Annotated in this window: 3 protein-coding genes; 2 read left to right on the top strand and 1 reads right to left on the bottom strand. The window is 72.8% G+C overall.

The genetic code is table 11. The annotated features are described in order from the left end of the window. Nucleotides 1-200: 200 nt before the first annotated feature. A complete protein-coding gene (locus ACFC1F_RS42820) occupies nt 201-443 on the top strand; it encodes an ArsR/SmtB family transcription factor (protein ID WP_376167191.1) in 243 nt (80 codons plus the stop codon). 54 nt (nt 444-497) lie between these two features. Here ACFC1F_RS42820 and ACFC1F_RS42815 read toward each other — a convergent pair whose 3' ends face one another. Next, entirely contained in the window at nt 498-1,922 is a 1,425-nt protein-coding gene (locus tag ACFC1F_RS42815; RefSeq protein ID WP_376167189.1) for a short-chain fatty acyl-CoA regulator family protein, read from the bottom strand. 348 nt (nt 1,923-2,270) lie between these two features. Here ACFC1F_RS42815 and aceA point away from each other — a divergent pair, with 348 nt between their 5' ends. Next, entirely contained in the window at nt 2,271-3,563 is a 1,293-nt protein-coding gene (gene aceA, locus ACFC1F_RS42810) for an isocitrate lyase (RefSeq protein ID WP_376167187.1), read from the top strand. The last annotated feature ends 140 nt before the right edge of the window (nt 3,564-3,703 follow it).

Below are 3,703 nucleotides of genomic sequence, written 5' to 3'. Positions count from 1 at the left end.
TTTTCTGGGGGGTTGTGATTTGTTTATCCGACCCCGGGCGGGGGCTACCCCAGTTCCCCCGGCCCGGCCTTCGGCACTCCCCGGATGAGGACAGAGCACTGGACACGGAATTCCCGCCCCCGCAGGCCCGGCCCGCGATCGACGACACCGCCATGCGCACCGCCCACACGGCCGTGTCCGACCGGGAGCGGGTGAGAGCCGTGTCCCAGAGGTTCTCGCTGCTCGCCGACCCCGGCCGCCTCGCCCTGCTCATCGCCGTTCACCGGGCCGGGCCGATCTGCGTCACCGACCTCGCCCTCGCGACCGGGATCCGCGACACCACGGTGTCCCAGGCCCTCCGGCTGCTGCGCGTCACCGGCATCGTGTCGGCCGCCCGGGACGGCCGGACCGTCCGCTACGTCCTCCGCGACCCGCAGATCGCCCGGCTGCTCGACCGCGTCTGACCCACGCTCAGGAATCTTGCTGCGGCACGCGACGGGACGGGTGGCCCGGCGGGTTCACTCGCGTGGCCTCCCGGCCCGGGGGTCGGGGTCGGGTAGCGCGGGGTACGGGACGAAGGTGCTGCTGTGCTCGTCGACCGCGAGCGGGCGGCCGATGGCGGGCGCGGCGCGTTGCGGGCAGCCCGGGCGTTCGCACACCTTGCAGCCGAGACCGATCGGGGTGGCGGCCTGCGCGTCCCCCAGATCCAGCCCCGCCGAGTACACGAGCCGCGAGGCGTGGCGGATCTCGCAGCCGAGGCCGATGGCGAAGGTCTTGCCGGGGTGCCCCCAGCCACCGGGCGAGCGGGTGACCGCGCGGGCCGTCCACAGGTAGCGCCGGCCGTCCGGCATGGCGGCGACCTGGACGTGGACCCGGCCCGGCGAGGCGAAGGCCTCGTAGACGTTCCAGAGCGGGCAGGTGCCACCGGTGCGGGAGAAGTGGAAGTCGGTGGCGGACTGGCGTTTGGAGACGTTGCCGGCCCGGTCGACCCGCACGAAGGAGAACGGCACCCCGCGCAGCCGGGGCCGCTGCAGCGTGCTGAGCCGGTGGCAGACCGTCTCGTAGCCGACGCCGAAGTGGTCGGCGAGGTGCTCGATGTCGTAGCGCGCGGCCTCGGCCTCGACGTGGAACGCGGTGTAGGGGAGAACCAACGCGGCGGCGAAGTAGTTGGCGAGGCCGATCCGGGTGAGCGACCAGGCGGTGGACCCCTCCGGGCTGTCCTGGGCGGCGAGTTCGGACAGCAACGGGTCGTGTTCGAGGTAGGCGAGCTGGGTGGCCATCCGGAACGCCTGCTGGCCCGGGCGCAGCCGGTCCGACAGGTGCAGGACCCTGGTGCGGGGGTCGTACCGGTGCAGGCGCTCGCCTCCGGCGACGGTCCGCACGCCGTGGCCCGAGACGAGGCGCTCGGCCAGAACCGCTCGGACCTCCCCGCGGCGGAGGCCGATGGCCGTCGCCAACTCCTCTGCCGCGGTGTCGAGTTCGTCGAGGTAGTTCCGGCGGCGGTAGAAGAACTCGCGGACCTTCTCGTGCGGGTTGAGGGCGTCGGCCACCGGGCCGCGTTCCCCGGCGAGGACGGCGAGTTGCTCGGAGACCGCCCGCCGGCTGCGGCCGAGGTCCATGAGCAGCCGCGCCACGGCGGGCAGCCGCGCGGCCAGCTCGTCGAGGTCGCCGGCGGTGACCCGGCCGGCGGCGACCTCCTCGCCGAGCGCGTCGCGCAGTTCGGCGGTGAGCCGGGCGCTGTCCGGCGGGGCGAAGTACCCGACCTCGACCCCGAAGGCCTCGGTGAGGCGCAGCAGGACGGGCACGGTGAGCGGGCGGGCGTCGTGCTCCAGCTGGTTGAGGTAGCTGGGCGAGAGATCGATCAGCCGGGCGAGGGCGGCCTGGCTGAGGCCGCGCTCCTCGCGCAGGCGGCGCAGCCGGGCACCGGCGAAGGCCTTTCCCATCGTGTCGTTCTCCCCCACTGCGCGCATCGGCCGACCGAGTGGGCGCAGCCTAACCGGAGGACGCAGGGCCGGGTCGTCGCAACCTTCGCAGATTCGCCGGGGATCGTTCGCAGAAGTTGGCAGCGGTCCACCGGTGACGGCGGCTCCGCGGGCTGCCAGAGTCGGTGGTGCGGCCGGGAGGTGCGCAGGACAGCGGCGAAAGACCAGGTCAGTCACGGCCGGGAACGCTGTCCGGGCATCCACGTCCTGCGGTGTTCCACCGCCGCCCGGCACCACCCGGCCGCCCACTCGCCCTTGCGGTGAGGTGCGTCACATCCTTCGCAACGAGCACCCCTGGGGAGCAGACCCATGACTCAGTCGGTTCGGCAGCAGCAGGATCAGCGCGCGGCGGGGCTCGCCGCCCGGTGGGCCTCCGACCCCCGTTGGGCGGGCGTCGAGCGCAGCTACACGGCGGCCGACGTGGTGCGCCTGTCCGGCACGGTGCGCGAGGAGCACACCCTGGCCCGGCGCGGCGCCGAGCGCCTGTGGCGGCAACTGCACGAGCAGGACTACGTCCACGCCCTCGGCGCGCTCACCGGCGGACAGGCCGTCCAGATGGTGAAGGCCGGGCTGAAGGCGATCTACCTGTCCGGCTGGCAGGTGGCGGCCGACGCCAACCAGGCGGGCCAGACCTACCCGGACCAGAGCCTCTACCCCGCCAACTCCGTTCCCCAGGTGGTCCGCAGGATCAACAACGCCCTGCTGCGCGCCGACGGGATCGACGCCGCCGAGGGCAACGACGGCCCCGACTGGCTGGTGCCGATCGTGGCCGACGCCGAGGCCGGCTTCGGCGGGCCGCTGAACGCCTTCGAGCTCACCAGGGGCATGATCGCCGCCGGTGCCGCGGGCATCCACTACGAGGACCAGCTCGCCTCCGAGAAGAAGTGCGGCCACCTCGGCGGCAAGGTGCTCGTCCCCACGGTCCAGCACATCCGCACGCTCAACTCGGCCCGTCTGGCGGCCGACATCGCCGGCGTGCCGACCGTGATCGTGGCCCGCACCGACGCGCTCGCCGCCAACCTGCTGACCACCGACGTGGACGAGCGCGACGCCCGTTTCTGCACGGGCGAGCGCACCGCCGAGGGGTTCCACCGGGTCGAGCCCGGCATGGCGCCGGTGATCTCCCGCGGCCTCGCCTTCGCCCCGTACGCCGACCTGATCTGGGTCGAGACCGGCACCCCGGACCTCGCCCAGGCCCGGGAGTTCGCCGAGGCGCTCAAGGCCGAGTACCCGGACAAGATGCTGGCCTACAACTGCTCGCCGTCCTTCAACTGGAAGGCCGCCCTGGACGACGACCAGATCGCCAAGTTCCAGCGGGAGTTGGGCGCGATGGGCTACCGCTTCCAGTTCATCACGCTGGCCGGCTTCCACGCGCTCAACCACTCGATGTTCCAGCTGGCCCGCGGCTACGCCGAGCACGGCATGACGGCCTACGTCGACCTGCAGGAGGCCGAGTTCGCCGCGGTGGCGGACGGCTACACGGCCGTCAAGCACCAGCGCGAGGTCGGCACCGGCTACTTCGACCTGGTCTCCACGGCACTCAACCCGCACGCGGAGACCCTCGCGCTCACCGGCTCCACCGAGGCCGAGCAGTTCCACTGAGCCACCCTGGCGGCCTCGTTGGGGACGAGCCGCCGTCCACCCCCACCCCCCCCGGCGGGGGACTTGGTGGTGGCCCCCGCGCCCCGCCCCCCCCCCCCCAACAGTGACCATTTATATTAATGCGGGGTAAAAAATAAGAA

Source organism: Kitasatospora sp. NPDC056181, from assembly GCF_042266225.1.
Classification (GTDB): domain Bacteria; phylum Actinomycetota; class Actinomycetes; order Streptomycetales; family Streptomycetaceae; genus Kitasatospora.
The sequence above is the reverse complement of the archived record's forward strand: the minus strand, read 5'-3'. Positions and strand labels throughout refer to the sequence as shown.

Excerpts from the sequence above, each read along its gene's own strand:
- aceA (WP_376167187.1), top strand. The coding sequence starts at position 2,271 with ATGACTCAGTCGGTTCGGCAGCAGCAGGATCAGCGCGCGGCGGGGCTC.
- ACFC1F_RS42815 (WP_376167189.1), bottom strand. The coding sequence starts at position 1,922 with ATGGGAAAGGCCTTCGCCGGTGCCCGGCTGCGCCGCCTGCGCGAGGAG.